Origin of the sequence: Sphingomonas sanguinis NBRC 13937, assembly GCF_001591005.1 — a bacterium.
GTDB lineage: Bacteria > Pseudomonadota > Alphaproteobacteria > Sphingomonadales > Sphingomonadaceae > Sphingomonas > Sphingomonas sanguinis.
The window spans coordinates 1-25,991 of record NZ_BCTY01000028.1 but is presented as its reverse complement, the minus strand read 5'-3'; the positions used below and the strand labels follow the sequence as shown (position 1 = coordinate 25,991).

19 protein-coding genes are annotated in these 25,991 nt (G+C 67.4%); 6 read left to right on the top strand and 13 right to left on the bottom strand.

Translation table 11 applies throughout. The features are described from left to right. Positions 1–12 precede the first annotated feature (12 nt). Positions 13–444 carry a hypothetical protein gene (locus SSA01S_RS12130; RefSeq protein WP_206378921.1) on the top strand — a complete coding sequence of 144 codons (432 nt, stop codon included), beginning with the start codon at positions 13–15 and terminating at the stop codon, positions 442–444. Next, the gene (locus tag SSA01S_RS12125; RefSeq protein ID WP_082795066.1) at positions 441–905 is read left to right on the top strand and encodes a DUF3828 domain-containing protein; all 465 of its coding nucleotides are present in this window, start codon (positions 441–443) and stop codon (positions 903–905) included. Before SSA01S_RS12130 ends, SSA01S_RS12125 begins: the two co-directional genes overlap by 4 nt. A 44-nt stretch (positions 906–949) precedes the next feature. Here SSA01S_RS12125 and SSA01S_RS12120 read toward each other — a convergent pair whose 3' ends face one another. From SSA01S_RS12120 to SSA01S_RS12110, 3 genes are all read right to left on the bottom strand, one after another. After that, positions 950–4,336, bottom strand: a complete 3,387-nt coding sequence (locus SSA01S_RS12120; protein WP_061780553.1) for a chromosome segregation SMC family protein — start codon at positions 4,334–4,336, stop codon at positions 950–952. Positions 4,337–4,418: 82 nt separating this feature from the next. Continuing rightward, the gene (locus SSA01S_RS12115) at positions 4,419–4,766 is read right to left on the bottom strand and encodes a hypothetical protein (protein WP_061780552.1); all 348 of its coding nucleotides are present in this window, start codon (positions 4,764–4,766) and stop codon (positions 4,419–4,421) included. Positions 4,767–4,796: 30 nt separating this feature from the next. Next, entirely contained in the window at positions 4,797–6,074 is a 1,278-nt protein-coding gene (locus SSA01S_RS12110; protein WP_240954593.1) for an NAD(P)/FAD-dependent oxidoreductase, read from the bottom strand. A 33-nt stretch (positions 6,075–6,107) separates the two neighbouring features. On the opposite strand from SSA01S_RS12110, the gene SSA01S_RS12105 reads away from it, so the two are divergent. Further along, entirely contained in the window at positions 6,108–7,121 is a 1,014-nt protein-coding gene (locus tag SSA01S_RS12105) for a 4-hydroxyproline epimerase (protein WP_206378868.1), read from the top strand. 201 nt (positions 7,122–7,322) lie between these two features. Here SSA01S_RS12105 and SSA01S_RS12100 read toward each other — a convergent pair whose 3' ends face one another. The 3 genes from SSA01S_RS12100 to SSA01S_RS12090 all read right to left on the bottom strand — a co-directional run bounded on the left by SSA01S_RS12100 (position 7,323) and on the right by SSA01S_RS12090 (position 13,550). After that, positions 7,323–8,519, bottom strand: coding sequence for a M24 family metallopeptidase (locus SSA01S_RS12100; protein WP_061780551.1), 1,197 nt, complete (start codon positions 8,517–8,519; stop codon positions 7,323–7,325). Positions 8,520–8,571: 52 nt separating this feature from the next. After that, positions 8,572–11,919, bottom strand: a complete 3,348-nt coding sequence (locus tag SSA01S_RS12095) for a class I SAM-dependent DNA methyltransferase (RefSeq protein WP_061780550.1) — start codon at positions 11,917–11,919, stop codon at positions 8,572–8,574. A gap of 125 nt (positions 11,920–12,044) precedes the next feature. After that, positions 12,045–13,550, bottom strand: coding sequence for a S10 family peptidase (locus SSA01S_RS12090; RefSeq protein WP_082795064.1), 1,506 nt, complete (start codon positions 13,548–13,550; stop codon positions 12,045–12,047). Between the two features lie 189 nt (positions 13,551–13,739). Here SSA01S_RS12090 and uvrA point away from each other — a divergent pair, with 189 nt between their 5' ends. The 3 genes from uvrA to SSA01S_RS12075 all read left to right on the top strand — a co-directional run bounded on the left by uvrA (position 13,740) and on the right by SSA01S_RS12075 (position 18,075). Next, a complete protein-coding gene (gene uvrA, locus SSA01S_RS12085; RefSeq protein WP_061780549.1) occupies positions 13,740–16,640 on the top strand; it encodes an excinuclease ABC subunit UvrA in 2,901 nt (966 codons plus the stop codon). Between the two features lie 454 nt (positions 16,641–17,094). Further along, positions 17,095–17,505, top strand: a complete 411-nt coding sequence (locus SSA01S_RS12080) for a glycine zipper 2TM domain-containing protein (RefSeq protein ID WP_170171384.1) — start codon at positions 17,095–17,097, stop codon at positions 17,503–17,505. A gap of 246 nt (positions 17,506–17,751) precedes the next feature. Next, positions 17,752–18,075: a hypothetical protein gene (locus tag SSA01S_RS12075; RefSeq protein ID WP_058734413.1), complete on the top strand. Its 324-nt coding sequence runs from the start codon at positions 17,752–17,754 to the stop codon at positions 18,073–18,075. Here SSA01S_RS12075 and SSA01S_RS12070 read toward each other — a convergent pair. From SSA01S_RS12070 to SSA01S_RS12040, 7 genes are all read right to left on the bottom strand, one after another. Then, positions 18,063–19,145, bottom strand: a complete 1,083-nt coding sequence (locus SSA01S_RS12070; RefSeq protein ID WP_244885679.1) for a cell wall hydrolase — start codon at positions 19,143–19,145, stop codon at positions 18,063–18,065. The genes SSA01S_RS12075 and SSA01S_RS12070 overlap by 13 nt on opposite strands. Before the next feature lie 151 nt (positions 19,146–19,296). After that, positions 19,297–22,134, bottom strand: coding sequence for a M16 family metallopeptidase (locus SSA01S_RS12065; RefSeq protein WP_061780547.1), 2,838 nt, complete (start codon positions 22,132–22,134; stop codon positions 19,297–19,299). A 26-nt stretch (positions 22,135–22,160) separates the two neighbouring features. Beyond that, on the bottom strand, positions 22,161–22,373 hold the full coding sequence (locus SSA01S_RS12060; protein ID WP_058731881.1) for a hypothetical protein: 213 nt from the start codon (positions 22,371–22,373) through the stop codon (positions 22,161–22,163). Between the two features lie 10 nt (positions 22,374–22,383). Then, positions 22,384–23,526 carry a tRNA guanosine(34) transglycosylase Tgt gene (gene tgt / locus SSA01S_RS12055; protein ID WP_061780546.1) on the bottom strand — a complete coding sequence of 381 codons (1,143 nt, stop codon included), beginning with the start codon at positions 23,524–23,526 and terminating at the stop codon, positions 22,384–22,386. Further along, the gene (locus SSA01S_RS12050) at positions 23,523–24,017 is read right to left on the bottom strand and encodes an EF-hand domain-containing protein (RefSeq protein ID WP_153002862.1); all 495 of its coding nucleotides are present in this window, start codon (positions 24,015–24,017) and stop codon (positions 23,523–23,525) included. Before SSA01S_RS12050 ends, tgt begins: the two co-directional genes overlap by 4 nt. Continuing rightward, on the bottom strand, positions 24,014–25,051 hold the full coding sequence (gene queA, locus SSA01S_RS12045) for a tRNA preQ1(34) S-adenosylmethionine ribosyltransferase-isomerase QueA (RefSeq protein WP_061780545.1): 1,038 nt from the start codon (positions 25,049–25,051) through the stop codon (positions 24,014–24,016). The genes SSA01S_RS12050 and queA overlap by 4 nt, the downstream gene beginning before the upstream one ends. After that, positions 25,048–25,821, bottom strand: coding sequence for a peptidylprolyl isomerase (locus SSA01S_RS12040; RefSeq protein WP_061780575.1), 774 nt, complete (start codon positions 25,819–25,821; stop codon positions 25,048–25,050). Before SSA01S_RS12040 ends, queA begins: the two co-directional genes overlap by 4 nt. Between the last annotated feature and the right edge of the window lie 170 nt (positions 25,822–25,991).

The window sequence follows — 25,991 nt, the reverse complement described above, 5'->3', positions numbered from 1 at the left end:
GAGCATCGGCTGATGTGGAACGTGGACGCGGCGCTGAAACATTTGCGGCTTCATGCGAAAGAAGCAAGTCGCGGACAATGCGCCAGATATGTGCGTGAAGCGGTAGAGGCGGGCGGTGTGGCGCTGGTTCGCCATACATCTGCCAAAGACTATGGCAGCAGTCTCACGAAGGTCGGTTTCGTTTCCCAAGGCGCACTGGCCACCGGCTTTCGGGCTGGCGATATCGCGATCATTCAACCGATCAAGGGCCATCCGCATGGTCACATCTGCATGTATGACGGCCGCTACTGGATTTCCGATTTCAAGCAGTTGCACGGCTTTTATCCAGGACCGAGTTATCGCAAGCTGAAGCCATCCTATCAGATCTATCGTTATCCCGGCGCAGGCACCGCAAGCCGTGCCGAAGAACAGGTGGGCGTGCCCGCCGGAAAGGCAAGGCCATGAAGCCCGGCATTCGGACGATCGCGTTGGCATGTCTGGCCTCGGCCATGGTTATCGGCAACCTCCCCGCCGATGCGACCGCGATGGCGGTTACGGCGCCACGGCTCAAAGCGCCTGATGCCGTCGCACGGGATTTTTACACCTGGTATGTCGGCCTGATGGCTCACGACAAGGAGCCGACCGACGAGCCTCAGGTCTATGCCCGTTACGTGAGCAAGTCGCTCCGCGCGAGCATCGCCCGGCAGATCGCCAGCCCGGACGGCATGGAGGCCGATTACTTCGTCAAGGCGCAGGACTATATGGACTCATGGATCGGTCATGTCGCATCGACCCCGGCCATGGTTCGCGGCAATACTGCCCGGACGGTCGTGACCTTGGGCAGCGGCGCAAAGCCATGGCGGCTTTCCGTCCAATTGGCCAAGGAAGACGGCGGCTGGAAGATTGCCAGCGTCTCGCGTCGATAGAGCTTTGATCCGCGGGGCGGCCATGCGCGATCGGTGGACCAACCTCACTCCGCCGCCAGCAATGTCTCTGCGGCCTGCAGGTCCACCGACACCAGCCGGCTGACCCCGCGTTCGATCATCGTCACGCCGAACAGCCGGTGCATCCGGCTCATCGTCACGGCATTGTGCGTAACGATCAGATAGCGCGTATCCGTCTCGCGCGTCATCCGGTCGAGCAGCCCGCAGAATCGGTCGATATTGGCATCGTCCAGTGGCGCATCGACTTCGTCCAACACGCAGATCGGCGCGGGGTTGGTCAGGAACAGGCCGAAGATCAGCGCCACCGCCGTCAGCGCCTGTTCGCCGCCCGACAGCAGGGTCAGCGACTGGAGTCGTTTACCCGGCGGCTGTGCCATGATCTCCAGCCCGGCCTCCAGCGGATCGTCCGAATCGACCAGCGCCAGATGCGCCGATCCGCCGTCGAACAGCGTCGCGAACAGCGTCTGGAAATGGCCGTTCACCGCCTCGAACGCCTCCAGTAGCCGCTGCCGCCCTTCGCGGTTGAGCAGCCCGATCGAGCCGCGCAGGCGTGCCACCGCCTGGACCAGATCCTCGCGCTCGGCGGCACTCGCCGCGCCGCTCGCCTCCAGCTCGGCCAGTTCCTGTTCGGCGACCAGGTTGACCGGGCCGATCCGTTCGCGATCGGCGGACAGCTTGTCATGCGCGGCGGCCTCGGCCTGGGGCGAGCCGACGCCCGCGCTCTCAAATCCCAGCTTTTCGGGCAGGACCGGGGCAGGGCAGGCGAAGCGCTCGCCCGATACGCGGCCCAGTTCGACCCGACGAAGCTCGTGATTCTCGACCCGTGCCAACGCCCCCGCGCGCGCCTCCCGCGCCGCCGACAACAGGGCATTGGCCCCGGCATGAGCGGCCTCGGCGGCGCGGAGGGTGCGTTCGGCCTCCGCCTCTTCGTCTTGCGTACGTTCGGCCTCGACCTTGGCGGTGTCGTGCGCGGCGGCGAGGGTGGCGATCTCCTCGGCGAGTTGCGCCGGGCGGTCGGCGAGCGCGGCGGCATCCTGGTCCAGTGCGGCGGCGCGGGCATCCATGTCGGCGATCCGTCCCGCCGCCTGGCCTGCGCGCTGGTCCCAGCTTTCTGCTTCCGACGTCGCGGCGGCCAGCCGGTCGCGGGTCTGGGCCAGGCTGCGCTCCAGTGTCGTCCGCTCCGACCGGGCGAGTGCCACTGCCGAGCGCGCCAGCTGCGTCTCGGTCTGCAGCCGCGCCGTCTCCGCCGCGCTGGCCGTTCCGTCGGGCAGCGCGGCCAGCGCCGCCTCCGCGCGGTCGCATTCGGCACGCGCCTCTTCCATCTCGGCGGCGATCCGTTCGGCGCGGGTGGCGAGGTCGGCGCGCTGGGCGGACAGCCGCTCGATCATGGCCTGCGCGCGGTCCTCGGCGCGCTGGGCATCGCGCAAGTTGGTGACGGCGGTGGCGTGGAGCGTGCGCGCACTGGCGGCGGCGGCGCGGGCGCGGGCGATGCGATCCTCGATCACCGCCCGCGCCTCGGTCGCGGCCTGAACCGCCGCCTCGGCCGCCGGACGCTCCGCCTCCAGCGCTGCGAGCCGGTTGCGCCGCTCCATCCGCTCGGCCGCCGCCGCCCCGCCGCCCTCGCCGATATAGCCGTCCCAGCGCCGCAGCCTCCCCTCGCGCGTGACCAGTCGCTGACCGACCGCCAGTGGCTGGCCCGAATCTACCTCGACCAGGAAAATCTGCGACAGCCGCCGGGCGAGCGTCGCCGGCGCGGCGATCCGTTCGCCCAGGCTCAGCGTCCCGATCGGCGGGGCGGGGTCGCCGGGCGAGACGTCCGAGCCGTGCCAGTCGATCAGCGGCGTATCCAGTTCATCGCCCAGCGCCGCCGCCAGCGCCCGCTCGAACCCGGGTTCGGCCTGCACTTCGTCGAGCAGCCGGTCGCCGCTCTTGCGCTCGGTCGCGCGGGTCAGCGTTGCCGCTTCGGCATCCAGCGCGGCGAGCGCGGCGATGGCGCGGGCGCGGGTCGCCTCGGCCGCATCGCGCTCGGCACTGGCGGTCAGTTCGCTTTCCTCGGCCCAGCCGAGCGCGGCGTGCGCCTTGTCCGCATCGATCCGGGCGGCGGCCTGGGTCGCGACGGCGGCTTCGCGCGCGGCCTCCTGTTCGGCCATGTCGGGCAGCGCCTCGATCGCGGCGGCAACCGCGCGGGCGTCGCGTTCGGCGCGGGCGTGGCGACCTTGCGCATGGGCGAGCGCAGCCTCGGCGATCCGGCGCTCGGCAGCCTCCGCCGCCTGGGTGGACAGCGCCCGGGCGAGCGCCACCTCGGCATCGCGATTCTTCGTCTCCGCCTCGGCCAGCAGCGCGTCGAGCCGGGGCATGGCCTGCATGGCATGGGCGATGCGCGCGTCCAGATCCTCGCGCTCCTCGACCAGCCGCCCGATCGCGGCAGCCGCGTCATGCGCCAGCGAGTCCTCGCGCGCCCGGTCCTCGGCCAACCGCGCACGGGTGGTCGCCAGTTCCTCGATCCGGCGTTGCAGGCCGTGGCGGCGGTCGCGCGCGCGCGACAGGGCATGGCCCGCCTCGCTCAGGGCATCGCGCGCGGCGAGGGCGGCGGCGCGGGTGCGCGTGGCGAGTAGCGCGGCCGCCTCCTGCGCTTGGGCGGCGTCCCGCTCGGCAGCGGTCGTGCTGGCGACCTGGGCCTCGGCGGCCTCGGCTTCGGCCTTGGCAGTGGTTGCGGCCCCGGCGGCGTCGCGCCAGCGGGCGAAGATCATCCGTGCCTCGGCCAGGCGGATCTGCTCGGAGATCAGGCGATAGCGCTCCGCCGCGCGCGCCTGTCGCCGCAGGGTGGCGATGCGGGCGTCCTGATCGGCAATCGCCTCGTCTAGTCGCGTCAGGTTCGCCTCGGTCGCGCGAAGCTTGCCCTCGGCATCGCGGCGGCGGACGTGGAGCCCTGCGATCCCGGCCGCTTCCTCCAGCATCGCGCGGCGCTCGGCGGGCTTGGCGGCGATGACCGCGCCGATCCGGTTCTGGCTGACCAAGGCGGGCGAGTGCGCGCCGGTAGCGGCATCGGCGAAGAGCAGGGCCACATCCTTGGCCCGCACGTCACGCCCGTCGATCCGGTACGCCGAGCCGGCGCCGCGTTCGATCCGGCGGACGATCTCGGTCTCCTCGCCCTCGCGCTCGGCCAGGATCATGACCTCGGCGAAGTCGCGCGGCGGGCGGGTGGCGGTCCCGGCGAAGATCACGTCTTCCATGCCCGCCCCGCGCATCGACCGCGCGCTGTTCTCGCCCATCGTCCAGCGCAACGCTTCGAGCAGGTTCGACTTGCCGCAGCCATTGGGCCCGACAACACCGGTCAGCCCCGGTTCGATGACCAGATCGGCCGGATCGACGAAGCTCTTGAAACCCGAAATGCGAAGCCGCTTGATCTGCACGGACCCGGTCGCCGCTCCCCCGATGTGTGGTTAACCGATAGCGAATGGGGGCAAGATGTCGAGGGGGGAGGGCGAGACAGGACTACCTGGCTTTTGCCTCTGGCACTTTTGCGAGCGACGCTCTGTTCAGGCGGATGTCCGAGACCGTGCCGTCACAGGCGGCGATTTCCATGCTGAGCCCTTCGCCATCGAGGAATCGGAGACCCTTTAACGCGGATATGGGCTTCTGTGTGATTTCCCAGCTCAGAGAATCGGGAAGGTATCGTGCGACAAGCTCATAACCCACGATATCCTTCTTGGGCGGCATTTTGGGCGCGCCCGCTATCACGACCTTGGCAATGGCGAGTGCGGCGGCTTGATCGGCGGCTATGGGAAAGGGCAGTGCGCATGGGGGCGAAGTGTTCAGCGTTGCGAGAAGCGCAAGAAACACGGGCAATCTCCAGAAAAGCAGGCGCTAGCGTTACCCGAAACGTTCTAGAGCAAATGATTGCATCGGGGTCGCCGTTGTAGCTCCCTCAAGCATCGCCGCTACCAATTCTCCCGTAATCGGCGCGAGGGTCAGCCCCAGATGGTTGTGTCCGAACGCATAGGACACGCCCTTCGTCCTCGGCACCCGACCGATCGCGGGTAGGTAATCCGGCAGGGTCGGCCGTGCGCCCATCCAGGGCTTCGCATCCGCGCCGATCGGCAGACCCAGCGCGGTGATGTGGCGACGCAAGCGGTTCCATTTGGCGGGGTCGGGTTTGGCCTGCGCGCGGGCGAACTCGACGATGCTGGCGGCGCGCAGGCCCTCGGCGAAGCGGGTGACGATCATCGAGCGGTCCTCGAACACCACTGGCGGCAGGTCGGCGGGCCAGTCGACATCCGGGCCGGTCTGGAGGTGATAGCCGCGCTCGGCGATGATGGGGGCCTTCAGGCCGAAGGGGCGGAGCAGCGCGGCGCTCGCCACGCCTGCCGTCACGACGATCTGGTCGGCGGTCAGGCGGCGGTCGTCGGTCAGGCGGACCTCGCCGTCGCCGATGCTCGCGACCCGCGCGACGAGGCGGGTGCCGCCGTCCGCCACGAAGCGCGCGGTCGTGGTTTCGGCAAGGCGGGTCGGGTCGGCGATCTGGCCGCTGCCCTCGAAGCGGATGCCGCCAGCGATGGGCGCGCGGACGCGAGCGCGCCAGTCCTGCAACTCCGCCTCGGTCAGCGGGCGGAAGCGCGCGGTGCCGGTATCTGCGGCCTGCCAGTTGGCTAGACCGCGTGCGGCGCTTTCCGGTGTTTCCCATAGAACGACATGGCCATCGGGGCGGAGCAGATCGGGTTCTCCGAGCGCGGCGACGTGCCGCTGCCATGCGGGCATCGCCTGGGCAAGCAGCGCGGCCAGTGCCTGATGCGCGCGCTCGTACCGCGCGGGGCGGGCGGCCTTTAGCAGGCGGAGCGAGAAGGGTAGCCAGGTCGCGATCTCGCGCGGCGGCAGGGCCAGTGCGCCGCCGCGGACGAATAGTCGCTTGGCGAAACCGCGCACCATAGCGGGCGAGGCGATCGGCTCGGCCTGTTCGGTCGCGATATGGCCCGCATTGCCCCAGGATGCGGCGCGCGGGGTCTCCTCGGCCTCGATCAGCGTGACGGCCCAACCAGCGCGTTGCAGCGCGAGCGCCGTGGTCGTGCCAATGACGCCGCCGCCGACCACGATGGCCGTGCGACGGTCCGAGGCTGAAGGGCTATTTTCCGGCTTGGGCATAAGGCTGGTCATATCGTATACGGATTTTACAGCAAGGGAATCCCGATGACGTCACCCACGATCCGCCATACCTTTTTCTGCATCGACGGCCACACGGCGGGCAATCCCGTCCGGCTGGTAGCGGGCGGCGCGCCGCTACTGCGCGGGGCCAGCATGGCCGAACGGCGACTGGATTTTCTGGAGCGGTTCGACTGGATTCGCACCGGGCTGTGCTTCGAGCCGCGCGGGCATGACATGATGTCGGGCGGCTTCCTCTATCCGCCGTGCGAACCCGATAGCGACGCGGCGATCTTGTTCATCGAGACGAGCGGCTGCCTGCCCATGTGCGGACACGGCACGATCGGGATGATCACCTTCGGCTTGGAAAACGGTCTGATCACCCCGCGCGAGCCGGGCAAGCTGAAGGTCGAGGTGCCCGCAGGCACCATCCATATCGAATATGAGAAGGACGGCGCGAAGGTTACCGCCGTTCGCATCCGCAACGTGCCCGCCTATCTGGCGGCCGAGGGGATTGAGATCAACGTGCCGGGCTTCGGTCCGCTGACGCTCGATGTCGCCTATGGCGGTAACTATTACGCGATCGTCGAGCCGCAGGGGGCCTATACCGGGCTGGACGATCTGGGCGCGTCGAAGTTGGTGGAACTCAGCCGCACGATCCGCGAACTGGTGCGCGAGAAGTTCGAGCCGGTGCATCCGCTCGAACCTTCGATCCGGGGGGTCAGCCATGTGCTCTGGGCCGACAAGCCGTCGGCCGAGGATGCGGACGGGCGCAACGCGGTCTTTTATGGCGAGCGGGCGATCGACCGGAGCCCTTGCGGCACCGGCACCTCCGCACGCCTCGCGCATCTGGCGGCCAAGGGGCGGCTGAAGGTCGGCGACCGCTTCGTGCACGAAAGCTATATCCGTAGCCGTTTCATCGGCCGGGTCGAGGAAGCGACGGAGCTCGGCGGACAGACGGCGATCGTGCCGTCGATCCAGGGCTCTGCGGTATCGACCGGCTACAACACGATCTGGATCGACCGCGAGGACCCGTTCTGGGCCGGGTTCACGGTGGTGTAAGGCCGACGCTCACGCGAAGTCGCGAAGGGACTGGATCGACAGCATTCCTCCCCTGCAAGGGGAGGGGGACCATGCGAAGCATGGTGGAGGGGTGTCCCCGGTCGCATATGTGCCGCGCCTTTCCCGCCGGGACACCCCTCCGTCAGGCCTTCGGCCTGCCACCTCCCCTGCAAGGGGAGGAATAGGATAAATGGCGATCCTTCACCCCAGATCGTCGATCGCAGGCTGCGGCTCGGTGAACCAGGCCGCGCCCGTCTCGGTGACGTGGAAATGATCCTCCAGCCGTACGCCGAAGCGGTCGGGCACGACGATCATCGGTTCGTTGGAAAAGCACATGCCCGGCGTCAGCGGGGTCTTGTCGCCGCGCACCAGATAGGCGGGCTCGTGGATCGACAGGCCGATGCCGTGGCCGGTGCGGTGCGGCAGGCCGGGCAGGCGATAGTCGGGGCCCAGGCCCGAGCGGTCCAGCACCACGCGCGCGGCATAGTCGACCGACTCGCAAGGCTCGCCCGGCCGAACGGCGGCGAAGGCGGCGGCTTGGGCTTCCTTTTCGATATCCCAGATGCGGCGGATTTCGTCACCGACCTCGCCGAACGCATAGGTGCGGGTGATATCGCTGTGATAGCCGTCGATCAGCGTGCCGGTATCGACCAGCACGAGGTCGCCGTCGCGCAGCACGTCGTCCTGCGGCAGGCCATGCGGAAAGGCGGTCGAGCGGCCGAATTGCACTGCGCAGAAATAGTTGCCGGTCGAGGCACCCAGCGCCCGGTGCGCCTGGTCGATGAAGCGGATCACCTCCGACGCGCGAATGCCTTCGTGCAGGATGCGCGCGGCGCGGCGATGGACCTCCAGCGTGATGTCCATCGCTTGGCTCATCAGCGCGATCTCGGCGGGCGACTTGATCGCGCGACAGCCGTCCACGACGGCTGCGCCGCTGACCAGCGATACGCCCGGTGCGGCCTGACGAATGCGGTCGACGAACAGGAAGGCCAACGCCGGATCGATCGCCAGGGTCTTCGCACCGTTCAGCGCGTCCGCGACCAGCGCGGAGGGGCTTTCATCCTCTTCCCACAGGCGGATGTCGGTGGCGGGGATGCTGAGGCTCGCCTCGAACGAGCCGAGCTCGAACGCCGGGCAGATGAAGATCGGATCGCCTTTGACCGGCAACAGCATCGCGACCAGTCGCTCGGTCGCGCCCCAGGCGACGCCGGTAAAGTAGCGCAGCGACGCGCCCGCCCCGATCAGCAGCGCATCGGCACCCATCTGCGCGGTCAACTCGCGCGCGCGGTCCATCCGGCGCGCGCGTTCCTGCGCCGTGATGACGGGCGCGGGGTTCGCCCAAGGCGACAGGCTTGCCAGTTCGCGCTCCGCCGTCGATCCGCCGATCATCCCTGCCATCTCGCTTGCTCCATTTCGTATACCGTTGGAGCGTCTAACGCGAGTTCGGGCATCACGCCACCCGGCGTAGGCGATAGCCATCGGGTTCCTGCGCCACATAACCGAGCCGCACCGCGCCTTGCAGCGCGGCGACGACCGCCCGTTCGACCTGGCGGCCTTGCGCGAAATGCTGGGCGATCGCGGTGGCGCTCAGCGGGCGGTCGGTGGCGAGTAGCGCAAAGACGCTGGCGATGCGGCCACCCAGATCGCGGGGGAAGAGGGGCTTGGCGGTGGTCGGCTCGGCCAGCGGCAGCGCGCGATCGGTGGGGGCGATCGGCGTCGCGCCCGCGCGGCGGCTCTGGAAATCGGGACGGAGCCACTGGACCCTGCCGCTGCGTTCCTCGGCCCGCCGCTCGGCATTCAGGGCGACCAGCCGCTCGACCATCTCGGGCGCGGTAATGGTCGCGGGCCAGCCATAGGCGGTGATGACGGCGGCATCGATCTGGTCATGCAGCCGCGCGATCAGGTCGACCGATCCGGCGCGGCGCAGGTGCTCCTCCTCACCGATCAGCCGGGCACCTGCGACCAGCTTGGCGCGCAGATTGTAGAGACCGGTCAGGGTCAGGTCGGGCACCTCGGCTAGGATGCGCTTGCGGGTCGCGTCGAGCTCTTCGGCGAGATCAGCGATGGTGCGCGTCGCGGTCCCGTTCGCCTCGGGAAAGGGGAAGGGGTCGAAGACCTGGGTCTTGGTGTAGCGGTGGCCCTGCTCGAACTTGGCAACGCCCATCAGCCCGCAATTGGCATAGGTCCAGGCCAGGCTGGCCGAGGACGACAGCACGCCGAGGTGAAGCGCTTCCTCGGATGCGACGCATACCAGCATGTTGTCCGCCAGTGTATCGGCATCCAGAAACTGGAAGATCCGGTGCTTGGCCGTCTCCACCGTCGCGATGTAGCGAGACAGCCCTTCGAGCGCGGAGCGGAGTTCAGTTCTAGGTTTCCCCATGAGCCACCATTTATCCAGATAGGCGGCGGCATCGGCTGTCGGCGATTTGGAGAATTGCGCCTGTCGGCTGACGCGGACCGTCCGCAGCAGATGCCCGTACACTTCGGGAAAGCGTTGCCGCACCTCAGCTTCGGACAGGCCGAGCAGGTCGATGACCATGGCCCCGCGTGTCCGCGCGGTCAGGTCGCGTCCGTGACAATAGGGGCGGATATGGCGCTCCAGCCCTTCACGACTGCCGAGCCCCAGCAGCATGGCTTCGGCGGGCGAGATGATGAAGCCCGCGCCGTGCAGCGACACGCCGCGAGAACAGAGCCAGTTATTGGCCAGCAAGGGCTGGGCGCTGCCGACATTCGCCCCCACCGACAGGTCGGCATTGATCTGCCCGATCGTCTCGGCAAAGCGGATCGTCGGGGTGTCGCTGTCCAGCCCGCTTTCGTGGACGATCCGCAGGCGGCGTCCTTCGGCCGAGCCGCGCGCCACCACCGTCATCGCGATGCGCACCATCGCGGCATCGGGTGTCGCCTTGGTCCAGGGATGGTCGGGAATGGCATGAAGGATCGACAGCGGCACCGGGCCTTCGATCGCACGCGCGATGACGCGGCGGCCGAAGGTCTGGGTGATCGAGTTGGTGGTGACGAAGCCGAAGCGGATCAGTGGCGAGCCCTTGGCCGCCAGTGCCTGCGCCGCGCGGTCCCACCAATAGAGGACATAATCGGCGGCACGCGGCATCTTCGGATAGGCGCGCCACAGCGCCTCGACCATGCCCTGGGGCAACCGCCCGCGCAGGTCCTTGCCGCCGATGAAGGGCGGGTTGCCGACGATGAACTCCGCTACGGGCCAGGGCGTCTTCGCGCCCGACGGGGTGAGCAGCGCATCGGCGGTGACGATCGACTGGACATCCTCCAGCACCGGGTCGGACACCTGCCCTCCATTGCGCAACTGCCAGCGGATATAGCTCAGCCACAGCACCAGCTGGGCGATAGCGGCGGCACGGGCATTATATTCGATGCCGTGGAAATTGCGTGGGTGCACCGTCTCGGTATCCAGATGCAGGATTTCCTCGCCCGACAGTTCGGCGAGCACTTCGAGGACCTCGCCCTCCAGCCGCTTCATCAGTTCGAGCGTGACGTACAGGAAATTGCCGGTGCCGCAGGCCGGGTCGAGCACGCGCGTGCTCGCCAGTTTGCGGTGGAAATCGCGCACCCGCTGCACGGCGGCGCGGGGATTGTCGGGACGTTCGGCCTCGACGGCGCTGAGCACCTGCGCCCAGTCGTCGCGCAGCGGCTCCATCACGGTCGCGGTTACCAGCCGCTCGACATAGGCGCGCGGCGTGTAATGCGCACCCAGCCGCCGCCGCTGGACCGGATCGAGCGCCTGTTCGAGCAGCGTGCCGAAGATGGCGGGCTCGACATCGCGCCAGTCGCGCCGGGCGGCGGCGAGCAGTTCGCCGATCTCCTCGCGGTTGAGGGGGAGGGCGTCGGCGGTGTGGAACAGGCCGCCGTTGAACCGCCGCACCGCGCAGCGCAGGACATTGGCCTCGCCGCCCCGATCCATCGAATGCCACAAATCCTCGATCCACGGCACGAACGCGTCGGGCCGTTCGCGCGCATCGGACAACAAGGTGACGAAGCCGCCTGCGGGCAACAGCCCGCTATGTTCGGCGAACATGGTGAACAGGCACCGCATCAGGAACAGCGCGACCCCTTCCGGGTCATGGCCGCGTTCCTCCAGCAGCTTGGATATACTGGCCAGCCGCGCCGCCACGTCCCGGGTGACGGCGGCGGCATGGCGGGTCGGGTCGAGCGAGAGCGGCGCGTCCCAGATCGTCGCCAGACGCTGGCGCACCTCCTCGCGGCGCAGGTCGTCGAGCGTGATGCGGAACCGGGCGCGGTCGGGGAATTGCTTGTAATGCTTCCCCTGGCCGGAAAAGTCCGCGAACAGCTCGATCACCCGGCCGACATCGACCACGATCAGGAAGGGCGGCCAGCCATGTTCGACCGGCAGCGCCCTGGCATATTGCTCGGCCTGTTCGCGCGCGCGTCGCATCAATACGTCCCATTGGCGCGAGCGCGGTGCGGCTCCGGCTTTGTCGGGCAGCAGGCCGGGGAGCATCGGTCCCTCGGCCGCGAGCGACTTCGCGCCCAGTCCTTCGCGGCTCTGCTTGGCCTCCAGCACGAAACAGCCGCGCTTATAGAGGTCGATCCGGCCGCGTCGGTCCTCGTCGTCGCCGGGCAGGACGACCGCCCGCTCGAATACATAGTCGTTACGCGTGCTGGTGGCGTGCGCCGGATCGGGCGGGGCGACACCGATGATCGCGCACAGCTCGGTCAGGAACAGCGCGTAATTGGCGCGCTCCGCCCCGCCTTCGCACGCCTGCCAGCGCCGTATGAAAGCCTCGATCGCCGCTGGCGTCGCCATAGTTTGAAATCCTCCCGATGGGGATCATCGGGAGGATTTTGATAGTGGCGAGCGATGTTCTCTCCGTTCTGGAGCGTGCCGGAGAATAGGCGAGGGAAGAATCAATCCGTATCGGACGAAGAACCTTATCCCCCGTACATCGCCATCGCATCCCGTCGGAATGCCGCGCCGCTATCCGTCCGGCTATAGAACATGTGCCCGCCGGGATAGACGTTCAACTTCACCCGCTGCGCCACGCCATAGCTCGGCATCTGGTCGACGATCAGCCGCGACGCGAAATAGGGGCAGGACAGGTCGTCCCAGCCATGGACGATCATGACCTTCATCTTCGGATCGTTGGCGATCGCCTTGCGCAGGTCGGTGACGGGCGTGTCGTCGGGCTTGCCGCGATCCCAGGCGCTGTTCACCTCATAGGACAGCGCGTGATAGCGAGCATCCGTCTTCCAGCCCACTTCGCGCGTCACGAAATCGACCATCGCGCTGGTCGTCGGCGCGATCAGCGAATCGAGCAGCGGGTCGTTGGACCGCTGCTGCGACGACCAGGGGAAGGGGTCGAAGGCGGTGACGTTCGAGTCGTAGATGCTGCCGATGGTCGAATCATTGCGGTGAATCTCACGCAGATAGGTGCGCGTATCGACCCGCCCGCCCAGCTTGCGGACCAGGGCCGGGTCGAGCCCGGTCAGCTCGGTGACGCGGGTGACCAACCGGTCGACCGCCTGGGTATCCGAGCGCCCGCGCATCAGGTCGCGCAGGTAGTCGCCACGCGCATAGGCCTCGATCCCCGCCATGGCTTCGGGCGTCAGCTTGCCCTGCCGCTCCAGCTGCGCGGCGGCCATCGAGGGTAGGTCGATCATCCACGGCAACGGTGACAGCGCGGTGGCATCGTCGCCCGAGGCGGGGTCGAGATAGGGCGACACCATCACCAGCCCGTTCACCCCGACGCCGATCTGCGACTGAAGCTCATAGGCGATGCGCGGCGCGCGATAGCCGCCATAGCTTTCGCCCATGATGTACTTCGGCGAGCGCAGCCGCCCGGCCTGGACCAGCCAGTCATAGACGACCTTGGACAGATATTTGATGTCCGGGTCGTTGGCGTAAAAGTCTTTCTTGGTCTCCGCCTCATCGACCAGGCTGCGGCTGAAGCCGGTGCCGATCGGATCGATGAACACCAGGTCGGTGAAGTCCAGCCAGCTGTTGGGATTGTCGGTGGCGATCGGCGCGTCGGACGGCGCATCGCCCTGCGCCCCGAACGGCACGCGCTTGGGCCCGACCGCACCCATGTTCAGATAGACCGACGACGCGCCCGGGCCGCCGTTGAAGGCGAAGGTGACGGGGCGCCGCACATCGCCGCCAGGCACGGTATAGGCGGTATAGACGACCTGCCCGATCTCCTTGCCCTTGTCGTCGCGCACCGAAATCTTGCCCACGGTCGCCTTGTAGGTGATCAGCTTGCCGCCGATCCGCGCGCTCTGGGTGATCGTCTTGTCGTCGGGCAGGGGCGGGCGCTTGGCCTCGTCATCCTTCTTTTCGGTGGTGGCCTTGGTCTCGGTCTTCTCGGCCTTTTGCGCAAAGGCGGGGGCGGTGTTGGTCGCCAGCAGCAGCAGGGCGGTCAGGTGCAGGGTCTTCGACAAGATGGCACGTCTCCACGCAAGGTGTGATACAATATCACATGGAGCCGCCGGGAAGTGCAATCCCCATGCACGGACGGGATCATGAGCGATCGTTGCACGTTACCGCAAGCCCGCCCCCCTCGAAACCTTCCGCTGCCCTTCCTATCTCGCCTCTGGCATTCCTCCCGGAACAGAAGTAGAACCTGCCCCATGCTGACCAAGATTTCCGTCCGCGGCGCGCGCGAGCATAATCTCAAGGATGTCGATATCGACATTCCCCGTGACACGCTGACGGTTATCACCGGCCTGTCGGGGTCGGGCAAGTCCAGCCTCGCGTTCGACACCATCTATGCCGAGGGGCAGCGGCGTTACGTCGAGTCGCTTTCGGCCTATGCGCGCCAGTTCCTGGAGATGATGCAGAAGCCGGATGTCGACCATATCGAGGGGCTGTCGCCCGCCATCTCGATCGAGCAGAAGACGACCAGCCGCAATCCGCGCTCGACCGTGGCGACCGTCACCGAGATCTACGACTATATGCGCCTGCTCTGGGCGCGGGTCGGCATTCCTTACAGCCCCGCCACCGGTGAGCCGATCGCGGCGCAGACGGTCAGCCAGATGGTCGACCGGGTGATGACCCTGCCCGAGGGGACGCGCCTTTACCTGCTTGCCCCCGTCGTGCGCGGCCGCAAGGGCGAGTATCGCAAGGAAATGGCCGAGTGGCAGAAGGCGGGTTTCACTCGTGTCCGCATCGACGGCCAGCTTTACGAAATCGATGAGGCCCCCGCGCTCGACAAGAAGTTCAAACACGACATCGAGGTGGTGGTCGATCGTCTGGTCGTGCGCGAGGATATCGCCACGCGGCTGGCCGACAGTTTCGAGACCGCGCTGAAGCTGGCCGACGGTCTGGCCTATGTCGACCCCGCCGATCCGGTCGAGCCCGCGACGCCCAAGTCCGCCGTGCTGGGCAACAACGCGCCCGATGGCCGCATCGTGTTTTCGGAGAAGTTCGCCTGCCCGATCAGCGGCTTCACCATTTCCGAGATCGAGCCGCGCCTGTTCTCGTTCAACGCGCCGCAGGGGGCGTGCCCGGCTTGTGACGGTCTGGGCGAAAAGCTGATCTTCGACGAGGATCTGGTCGTCCCCAATCACGAGCTGTCGATCAAGAAGGGCGCGGTCGTGCCCTGGGCCAAGTCCAACCCGCCCAGCCCCTATTATATGCAGGTGCTGGGCAGCCTGGCGCGCGAGTTCGGTTTCTCGCTTGAGACGCCGTGGAAGGATCTCGACCCGTCCGTGCATCAAGCTATTTTGCACGGTACCAAGGGCAAGGCGGTCACGCTGACCTTCATCGACGGCAAGAAGTCGTACGACGTGAAGAAGCCGTTCGAGGGCGTGATCGGCAATCTCAACCGCCGGATGCTCCAGACTGAGAGCGCCTGGATGCGCGAGGAGCTGTCCAACTACCAGTCGTCGCAGCCCTGCGAAGTCTGCCACGGCGCGCGGCTGAAGCCCGAGGCGCTGGCGGTCAAAATCGCCATGCAGGACATCTCTTACGCCACGCACCTGTCGGTGGTCGATGCGCTGGCCTTCTTTACCGGACTCCCGGAGCACCTCACCGACCAGCAGCGCGCCATCGCGCAGCCGATCCTGAAGGAGATCGTCGAGCGGCTGGGCTTCCTCAACAATGTCGGCCTGGATTACCTGAATCTCGACCGGACCAGCGGCACGCTGTCGGGTGGCGAGAGCCAGCGCATTCGCCTGGCGTCGCAGATCGGCTCGGGCCTGTCGGGCGTGTTGTACGTGCTTGACGAGCCGTCGATCGGGCTTCACCAGCGCGACAACGACATGCTGCTCGCGACGCTGCGCCGGTTGCGCGACCTGGGCAACACGGTGCTGGTGGTCGAGCATGACGAGGATGCGATCCGCACCGCCGACTATGTGATCGACATGGGGCCGGGGGCGGGCGTGCATGGCGGCCAGATCGTTGCGCATGGGACGCTCAAGCAACTGCTCAAGTCCAAGACCAGCGTCACCGCCGATTACCTGAACGGCACGCGCGAGGTCGCCGTGCCCGCCAAGCGCCGCAAGGGGTCGGGCAAGAAGCTGACCGTGCACAAGGCGACGGCCAACAATTTGCAGGGCGTCACCGCGAGCATTCCGCTCGGCACCTTCACCTGCATCACCGGCGTGTCGGGATCGGGCAAGTCGAGCTTTACCATCGACACGCTCTATGCCGCCGCTGCGCGGTCGCTGAACGGCGCACGCATATTGGCGGGCAAGCATGAGAAGATCACCGGCCTCGAGCATCTCGACAAGGTGATCGACATCGACCAGTCGCCCATCGGCCGCACCCCGCGATCGAACCCGGCGACCTATACCGGGGCCTTCACTCAGATTCGTGACTGGTTTGCGGGACTGCCCGAGGCGCAGGCGCGCGGCTATAAGCCCGGTCGGTTCAGCTTCAACGTCAAGGGCGGGCGGTGCGAGGCGTGCCAGGGCGACGGCGTGCTCAAGATCGAGATGCACTTCCTGCCCGACGTCTATGTCACCTGCGACGTGTGCCACGGCGCGCGCTACAATCGCGAGACGCTGGAGGTGAAGTTCAAGGGCCACTCGATCGCCGATGTGCTCGACATGACCGTCGAGGACGCCGCCGCGTTCTTCCAGGCGGTGCCGCCGATCCGCGACAAGATGGCGATGCTGGTCGAGGTGGGGCTGGGCTATGTCAAGGTCGGCCAGCAGGCGACGACCCTGTCGGGCGGTGAGGCGCAGCGGGTGAAACTGGCCAAGGAGCTGTCGCGCCGGGCGACGGGCAACACGCTCTACATCCTCGACGAGCCGACGACGGGGCTTCACTTCGAGGATGTGCGCAAGCTGCTCGAAGTGCTGCATGCCCTGGTCGAGCAGGGCAATACGGTGGTGGTGATCGAGCATAATCTCGACGTCATCAAGACCGCCGACTGGATCGTCGACCTGGGTCCCGAAGGCGGCGTCAAGGGCGGCGAGATCGTCGCGGTCGGTACGCCGGAGGTGGTCGCCGCCGAACCGCGCAGCTTCACTGGCAAGTATCTGAAACCGTTGCTCGATAAACGGCAGGCCCAGGCGGCGGAGTGACCATCCGCCCCTGTACGGGGGGGCGGCATTCGCAGCATGGTAAAGGGGGACGCTGCTGTAAGAAGTAAACTTCTTGCTCTGCCCCCACCTCGGCGAAGGCCGGGGTCAGTTGCGGGACGGAGGAGGCATTGGTTGTCATCGCCTCCATTCTATCCCAGTTCTTGCTAAGAGGCCCTGTATCGAAAAGGTGCGGCAGTAACCTTCCCGTCAGAGAGGCATGTCCGATAGCGCCCTGCGCCGACAGGATTTGCCTTGGCTTCGACTTCACCTAGGCTGAAGCAGGGGCGGCGTTTGGTTGGCGGGAGAGGCGATTGATACAGCCTTCCGCCGTTCCCGCCGAGCGGCATCAACTGGATAACCCGAACCTCGCCAATTTCCGCGTGAGCCTTTAACCTATCGCAACCTTTCCCCGCGCCGCGCGCTTCCACCCGCATCACCTGATAGGGAGGATGAGATGCGTGCATGGACACTCGGCCTGGTGGCGGCCGCGACGCTGGTTTCCGGTTGTTCGACCTATGGTGGCGGCTTGGGCGGCGATTATGGTGGGCCGCGTTACGCCTATGATTATAATCGGCCCGACCCGGCTTATGGCGGCTATTATGCCGACCGCTATTATGTCGACAATGCGCGCTATCGCGAGCGTCGTCTCAGCCGGAACGACCGCGTCTATGTCGGTCAGGACGGTCGCTATTATTGCCGCCGCAACGACGGCACCACGGGCCTGATCGTCGGCGGCATCGCCGGTGGCGCACTGGGCGCCGCGATTACGTCGGGCGGATCGCAGACGCTGGGCACGCTGTTGGGCGCGGCCGGCGGCGCGCTCGCAGGTCGTGCGATCGAGCGGGATAACGTCCGCTGCCGCTAAACGCGGTCCACAATTTATCCTAAGGACCGGGCCGGTCGGTCGTGCATCAAGATGCGCAATCGATCGGCCCAATTCATGTCTTGAAGGTTCTCCGCTCGAGCGTTGGGCCGTTCCAGATGAACGAAGTGCATCGCCTTGCGACAATTGATGACACTTTCGTCATCATGGTGCGACAGCTTTGCGAACGGTCGTCACCATATTCCTGATCGGGCCAGTATTCGCCCGCTTATTTATGGGAGTAACGTCATGAAGGCCATGATTCTCGCTACGCTGGGCTTTGCCACCATCGCGGTCCCGACGATCGCCGAGGCGCAGCGCTGGACGCCGATCGCGCAGCGCCAGGGGCAGCTGAATGCCCGGATCGACCAGGGCATCCGTTCGGGTGCGCTCAACCGGCGTGAAGCGGTTCGCCTGCGCTCGCAGCTGCGCGACCTGAGCCAGCTGGAATATCGCTATCGCCGGTCGGGCGGTGGGCTGAGCATCGGCGAGCAGCGTGATCTGGACCGGCGCTATGACGTGCTGAGCCGCCAGGTCCGCTTCGAGAAGCATGACCGCAACTATCGTCGCTGACCCGATGCGGTGACCGTGCCCGGACTGACCGGGCGCGGCTCGCCGGGACGATCGATCGGACGGCCGCTATCCTTCCATTTGTCGAGGATGTCGCCCGATTGGATCAGCTTTTCCGTGATGCCCGTGGTGCCGGTAGGTGCCGCGGGCATTGTCTTTTGTGGTGTGCGCGGAGCGGACGCAGGCGTGGGGGCGGCCACCGTGCCGGGCAGGGGCGGGACCAGCAGAGTCGCCGACACGGGCGGTAGCGTCCCGTTGTCGGTCGTCGCGACTGCCACCACCTCCGGCTGGGGCGCAGGCACCGCAACCGGCAGGACTTCGCCTCCGGCATAGGCCCGGCTCATCGCCGCCGCCGTGCCCCAATAGCCTTTCCAGCGGTGGAACAGGTGCGCGCCGACCATATCGGTCATTACCATCGCCCGGTTCCAGGCCGGGGTGACCGCATAGGTGTGGTAATGGGTGGCGAGGCCCACCGGCGCATAGACGCTGCCCGACAAGGCCGCCGCCGCGATCCGCGCCGCGCGCGACCATCCCGATATGGCGGGCGGGCGGGACAAGGCACCGTCGCATACGAAGCTGAACTGGCAATGCGCACGCTCGACGCCTTGATAGACCACGCCGCAGACGGTGCCCGGAAAGGCGGGGTGGCGGACCCGGTTGAGCACGACCTGCGCAACCGCGCGCTGTCCGTCGATGCTTTCCCCGCTCGCCTCGTAATAGAGCGCGGCGGTCAGGCATTGCATCGCCCGCGCCTTGTCGGTCGCGGTGGCGCGGCCCCAGCGGAACGGGGCGGCGGCGACCACGCCGCTGTCGGTCAGGACCGCGCCCGGCGGGATCGGCAGGTTGGGCAGGGCGACCGTGCCCGTGCTGCCGTCGGCGGCGGGAAATATTTCCGGCGCGGGGGCGGGGGCCTGGGTGGTGGGCCGGGGGGCAGGCGAGGGACTGGCGATCGGGACAGGGCGCGAAGCCCGGCGCCACGCCCCATGGGCGGCGAGCACCAGGCCGAACGTCAGCAACACGCCGACCAGTATCAGCCAGCCCTGCACCATCCGCCGTATCGTTCGCTTCGCCACCTGCAATGCGTGGAGTGTCCTTGGCCTGTCCGTGTTCGCTCAGGCGCTTATACCCGATAGGGTTAAGGATTTTGCGTATCGGCGGATGATGGCGGTGCGGCCGTCCGACAAGAACTCCTCCCCAAGCATCGCCTGGGGAGGAGTGGGACGATCAGCGCAGCTTGGGCGAGTCCAGGTTCACCGCGTCGGCCGGGATGACTTCGACATCGGGATGCGCGGCCTTCAGCGCGGGCAGGAACTGCTTGGCGTCGCCGACGACGATGATGCTTGCCGCCTTGGGATCGAGCAGCGCGGCGGAGGCGGACTGCACCGCCGCCGAATCCACCGCCTGCACGCGCGGGATGTAGCGGCTCAGCTCCTCCAGCGGCACGCCCTGGAGCGTATAGTTGGCGAGGATGTCCGCGATACCGTCGGTCGTCTCGATCGTCCGGCCGAAACCACCGACCAGCACCGCCTGGCGCGTTGCCAGCTCGTCCTGCGGGACGGGCGCGGTGCCGAGCAGGCGCATCTGCTGGTCGATCAGCCCGACCACTTCGGCGGCGGAGGGGTTCTTGGTCTGGGTCCGCGCCGAGATCATGCCGATATCGCGCCCCACCGAAACCGAGCTGCCCGCGCCGTAAGCCAGACCGCGCTTGATGCGGATTTCCTGGTTGAGCCGCGACGAGAAGCCGCCGCCCAGCACCGTATTGGCGACGGCGAGCGGGTAATAGCGGTCATCGGCGCGGCGAATACCCGAACGGGCGACGACCACGCCCGCCTGTCCGGCGTCGGGCATGTCGACCACGATCACGCGCGGCGCGGGGAAGGCGGGCTCGGCGGGCTTGACCGAAGCCGATGCCGGGCCAGCGACCCGCCAGCTGCCCAGATACCGCTCGGCCAGTGCCTTGGCCTGGGCTGGCGTGACGTCGCCGACGAACAATAGGGTCGCCTGACCGGGCTTCCAGCTGCGCGCATAAGCAGCGGTCAGGTCGGCACGGGTCAGCGCCTTCAGCGAGGCGGGCGTGCCCGACAGCGGCTGACCATAGGGCCGCCCGCCATAGACGACGCGGTCGGCGACCATGGCCGAAAGCTGCGCCGGGTCCTTCATCGCGACATTCAGGCCGTCGATCGACTGGGTCCGCGCGCGATCGATCTCGGCTTGCTGGAAGGCGGGATGGGTCGCGACGTCGGCCAGGATCGTCATCGCGGTGTCGGCCTGGGCCGAGGGCACGGTCAGGTCGATCGTCGCGCCGTCATCCGACGCACCCGCCGAGATGGAGCCGCCCAGGCTCTCGACCGCACGGGCGATCTCGGTCGCCGAGCGGGTGGTGGTGCCCTTGGTCATCAGCTCGGCCGACAGGCTGCTCGCGCCCGCCTTGCCGACCGGATCGGTCGCCGCACCGCCCAGCGCCACCAGCGAAGCGGTGACGAGCGGCAGTTCGTGCCGCTCCACCGTCACCACGCGCAGGCCGTTGGGCAGTGTCGCAACCACCGGTTGGGGCAGGGTGGGCGCGATCGGCGCGCCGGGGGCGGGGGGAAGGATACGCTGCCCCTCGGGCGCGGGCGTGACCACCTCGATATTGGCGGGCGGGGTCAGCGCCGCCGTCTGCACGGTCGGCGCGAGCTCGATCGGCATCACGCGGACATTGGCGGGCCGCTCGGACTCGGGCAGGTAGCGGATGGTCGCGCTCTGGCTGTCCTTCAGATACTCGCGGGCGACGCGCTGGATATCGGCGGCGGTCACGTTCTGGACGGCGGCGATCTGGCGGTCGGCGGCGGTCGGGTCGCCATCGACGATGACGCTGTTGGCGATCAGGTTCGCCTTGCCCTCGGCGGTTTCGCGCTGCTTGAGCGCGGCGGTCAGCAGCTCGTTCTTCGCCTCGGCCAGCTCGGCGGCGGAGACGGGGGCGTCGCGCAGCCGGGCGATTTCCTTCTTCAGGGCGGCTTCGCCCTCGGCCACCGGCTTGCCGCCCGCCATCATGGCATAGGCGACCAGATTGCCGGTCGACTGCTTGGTGTCGAGGAAGGTCGAGGCGGATTGCGCCAGCTGGTCGCGATAGACGAGATCCTCGTACAGCCGCGAGCTTTCACCCGCCGACAGGATGGCGTTCAGCACCATGATGGCGGGGGTGTCGGCGCTCCGCTCGGGCGGGATATGATAGCTGATGAGGACGGCGGGAAGCGGCACGTTCGCCTCATAGACGGTCCGCGTGACGGCCTCGGTCCGGGCCGGTTCCTGCACCGTCACGCGCGGGATCGCGGCGGCCGGGCGCTTGATGTTGGCGAAATACTGGTCGACCCAAGCGTTCAGCTGGGCGGGATCGAAATTGCCCGAGACGACCAGCACGGCATTGTCGGGCCGGTAATAGGTGGCGTGGAAGGCGCGCACATCGTCGATGCCCGCCGACTCCAGTTCCTCCAGGCTGCCGATACCCGGCCGCGCATAGGGATGCGTCGTGTAGGCGAGCTTGGGATAATAGATGGAGAACAGCTTGCCATAAGGCTGGGCGAGGGTGCGCTGGCGCAGTTCCTCCTTCACCACGTCGCGCTCGCTGGCGAAGCTCTTGGGCTCGACGACCAGCGCGGCCATGCGGTCGGCTTCCGCGAACAGCAGGCGCTGCAGGTGGTTGGCGGGCACCACCTCGAAATAATTGGTATAGTCGTCGGCGGTGGAGGCGTTGTTATAGCCGCCGACATCCTCGGTCAGGCGATCCATCTGTTCGGGGACAAGGTTCCTCGTCGCCTTGAACATCAGATGCTCGAACATGTGGGCAAAGCCCGAGCGACCCTTGGGATCGTCCTTCGACCCTACATCATACCAGACCTGGACCGAGACGTTGGGCGTCGTCGTGTCGCGAATGGCATAGACGCGCAGGCCGTTGGGCAGGGTGCGCGTGGTGAATTCGATCGGCTTCACGCTTTCCGTGCGCGCTGGAGTGGCGGTCTGTGCTCCCGCCAGCGAGGGAAGGGCGGCGACGCCGAGCAGAAGCGCGGCACGGAAAAGGCGCATGAAAACCCTCTTTGTTGGACGTTACGTTATTTGGACTTGTTGCGGGTGCCGTACATCACCGCCGCCGCGATCGCGGCCGATCCGATGCCCACGCCCAGACCGATCTTGCCCAGCGGCCAGTTGCGCGTCTTGTCCTTGACCGACGCGGCGGTCGCTTCGGCGGCGGCGACGGCGTGATCCTTGGCTTCCTTCGCGGCGGCGAGGATCTCGTTGGGGGCGTCTTCGATATGATCGGTCATCGTTACTCTCCTACTGGCCCGATGTTTCCCTGGCAGCGTAGCGCGCCCGGAAGTCGTCCGCAAAGGCCGTCAGTCGCCCTTCGGTGATGGCGGCGCGCAGATCGGCCATCATTTGCTGATAGAACCAGATATTATGCTCGGTCATCAGCATCGCACCCAGGATTTCCCCGGCACGAACCAGATGATGCAGATAGGCCCGGCTCCAGGTCGCACAAACCGGACAGCCACAGGCGGGGTCGAGCGGGCCCTGGTCCTCGGCGAAGCGCGCGTTGCGGATGTTGATCGGGCCATTGCGGGTAAAGGCCTGCCCCGTGCGCCCAGAGCGGGTTGGCAGAACGCAGTCGAACATGTCGACGCCGCGTTCGACCGCACCGACGATATCGGTCGGCTTGCCCACGCCCATCAGATAGCGCGGCTTCTCGACCGGCAACTGGCCCGGCGCGAAGTCGAGACAGCCGAACATCGCCTCCTGCCCCTCGCCGACCGCCAAGCCGCCGATGGCGTAACCGTCGAAGCCGATATCGATCAGCGCGTCGGCGGAAGACTTGCGGAACCCTTCGTCCAGCGCGCCCTGCTGGATGCCGAAGATCGCATTGTCCTCGGCATGTTGCCCACCCGCGTTAAAGGCGTCGCGGCTGCGCCTGGCCCAGCGCATCGAGCGTTCCATGGCGCTGGCCTGAACCTCACGCGTCGACGTCGTCGGGACCAGCTCGTCGAACGCCATGACGATGTTGGAGCCCAGCAGCCGCTGGATCTCGATCGAGCGTTCGGGGCTGAGCAGGTGGCGGGTGCCGTCGAGATGGCTCTTGAACGCCACGCCATCCTCTGACCGCTTGGTCAGCTCGGCCAGGCTCATGACCTGATAGCCGCCCGAATCGGTCAGGATCGGCCGGTCCCAGCCCATGAAGCCGTGCAAGCCGCCCAGCCGGTTCACCCGTTCCGCGCCGGGGCGCAGCATCAGGTGATAGGTGTTGCCCAGAATGATGTCCGCGCCGCTCGCGCGCACGTCGCCCGGCTTCATCGCCTTGACGGTGGCGGCGGTGCCGACGGGCATGAAGGCAGGGGTGCGAATCTCGCCCCGCTTCATGGTGATGGTGCCGGTGCGGGCGCGGCCGTCGGTGGCGTGGATGGCGAAGGAGAAGCGGGCGGTCATTTTCTGTCTCTGGGCGCGAGCGGGCCGGTGGGGCCGTTGGCGTCGGCGGGAATGGTGCGGATGGTCAACGCCTCCGCGCGGGTGATCGCGCCGTCCTGATCGCGGTCGAAGCGTGAGAACAGGCGCGAGAAATGGGCCTGCAACTCGGCCAGGGTGATGCGGTTGTCGGTGTCCTTGTCGACATCGAACGGACTGGGCAGCGCGTTGCGGTCGCCCAGCCAGCGCTCCGCCCAGTCGGCGAACTGGATATAGCCGATCGAACCCTGATGCGCGGTGTCGATCAGGTCATAGGAGCGCTTGACCCCGGCCTCCATCTCGGCGCGCGTGGTCTTGCCGTCGCCGTCCGCATCAAAGGCGGCGATCATCATCGCGACCGGTTCGACCACCATGGTCGCGGGCGTCTGCGCAAAGGGCTTGGGGCGCGCCGTCACCGTCACCGTTTCGTTGGCGCCGGGCGTTGCCGCCTGGAGCAGCAGCGCCAGCAGGATCATGCGGCGGGCTCCGGCAGCAGCAGCGATCCGTCGCCATAGGAATAGAAGCGATATTCCGTGGCGATCGCATGGGCATAGGCCGCCTGCATCCGTTCCAGCCCCATCAGCGCCGACACCAGCATGAACAGGGTCGAGCGCGGCAGATGGAAATTGGTCATCAGCCCGTCGATCCCGCGAAAGCGATAGCCGGGCGTGATGAAGATCGCGGTATCGCCCTCGAACGGGCGGATCACGCCATCCTCTCCGGCCGCGCTCTCGATCAGGCGCAGCGAGGTGGTGCCGACGGCGATCACCCGGCCGCCGCGCGCCTTGACCGCATTCAGCCGATCGGCGGTGGCGGCGTCGATGCGGCCCCATTCGGCGTGCATCTTGTGATCGACCGTGTCGTCGGCCTTGACCGGCAGGAAGGTGCCCGCGCCGACATGCAGCGTCAGCGTGGCGTGCTCGATCCCCGCCGCGTCGAGCGAAGCGAGCAACTCGGGCGTGAAGTGCAGCGCCGCCGTCGGCGCGGCGACCGCGCCGGGTTCGCTGGCGAACATCGTCTGATAGTCGTCGGCGTCCTTCTCGGTGACGCCCCGCTTCTGCGCGATATAGGGGGGCAGGGGCATGGTGCCCGCCCGCTCCAGCAGCAGCTCGACGGGTTCGTCCCCGGCGAAGTCCAGCGCGAAGCTGCCATCTTCGGCCCGGTCGCGCGCGGTGGCGGTGACGCCCGCGCCGAAGTCAATCACGTCACCGTCATGCAATCGCTTGGCGTTGCGGATGAAGGCGCGCCAGCGGCGCGTCCCCTCCCGCTTGTGCAGCGTCGCGCCGATCCGCGCCTCGCCGCGCGTGCCCTCCAACTGAGCGGGGATGACGCGGGTGTCGTTGAAGACCAGCAGGTCGCCCGCGCGCAGGACGGCGGGCAGGTCGCTCACCCGCGCATCGCGGGTAGCGTCCCCTTCCAGAACCAGCATCCGCGCCGAATCGCGCGGGGATGCCGGGTACAGCGCGATCCGCTCGGGCGGCAGCGCGAAGTCGAACAGATCTACGTTCACTTGGTGGCCGTTGCCGCCTTCTTGGCCGGAGCCGCCTTGGGGGCGGGGCGACGGGCAGGGGCGGGCTTGGCCGCCGCGCCGGGCAACGTCACCGGCGCACCCAGGCTGGGGGCGGGCGCAGGCGCCAGCGGCACATAGGCCGGGGGATTGTCCGCCGCGACATAGGCGTGGACGATCTTGCTCGGGTTCGCGGGCGGCTCGCCGCGCTCGATCGCGTCGACATATTGCATGCCGTCGATCACCCGGCCGAACACCGTGTACTTCTTGTCGAGCGCGAAGCGCGGCTGAAAGACGATGTAGAACTGGCTGTTGGCGCTGTTGGGATCGTCGGCGCGCGCGGCGGCAACCGATCCGCGCACATGCGGCAGATAGTTGAACTCGGCCGGAACATTGGGCAGGTCCGAGCCGCCGGTACCGTCCCCCTTGGGATCGCCGCCCTGCGCCATGAAGCCGTCGATCACGCGGTGGAAGGTCAGGCCGTCATAGAAATGGCGGCGGGTCAGCGTCTTGATCCGCTCGACCATCTTGGGCGCGACGTCCGGGCGCAGCCAGATCGTCACCCGGCCACCGGTCGACAGGTCGAGCAGCCAGAGATTCTCCTTGTCGGTGATCGGCGGCGGGGGCGCGCGGTCGGCGACATTGGCCTCCAGCACCTGTGCGGCCTTGGCAGGCGTGCTGAACTTGGGCTGGACTTCGGCCTGTTTCTGCGCCTGTGCCGGAACGGCGATCGGGCTGGCCATCAGGACGGCAAGAGCGGCGAAAACGCGCATCATATCTCTACGACAAGGGAAGGAATGGGGAGGCTGTAGAGCAAATCGACCCTTGCGCCAATCTGAACCTTTTGGGGGATCAAATCCTCCCCGCTGGCGGGGAGGGGGACCATGCAGAGCATGGTGGAGGGGGTGTGCGGCAAAGGGATGTCCTATGAGGAAGCCCCCCC